The organism is Planktothrix tepida PCC 9214 (assembly GCF_900009145.1).
GTDB classification, from domain to species: domain Bacteria; phylum Cyanobacteriota; class Cyanobacteriia; order Cyanobacteriales; family Microcoleaceae; genus Planktothrix; species Planktothrix tepida.
This window is the reverse complement of the sequence record NZ_LN889859.1, coordinates 1-206: the sequence shown is the minus strand read 5'-3', so window position 1 is coordinate 206 and position 206 is coordinate 1. Positions and strand designations below refer to the sequence as shown.

Genomic DNA, 206 nt, shown 5'->3' with positions numbered 1-206 from the left:
TCCCAACCCACATCAGACGTTCTGATTACTCTCAGCAACAGTAACCCCCAAGAAGCCAGTTTATCAACCCCTAGCGTGACCTTTAATTCCCAAAATTGGAGTACCCCTCAAGTTGTTACAGTTACCGGAGTTGATGATAATATTCGAGATGGAGATATTGGCTATTCTATTATTAGCAGTGTTGACCCCAGTAGTGATAGCAAATA

Annotated in this window: 1 protein-coding gene; it reads left to right on the top strand. The window is 42.2% G+C overall.

What is annotated here, in order from left to right:
* Positions 1-206: hypothetical protein (locus PL9214_RS31805; RefSeq protein WP_186440516.1), on the top strand; the 206-nt coding region annotated here is incomplete at both ends.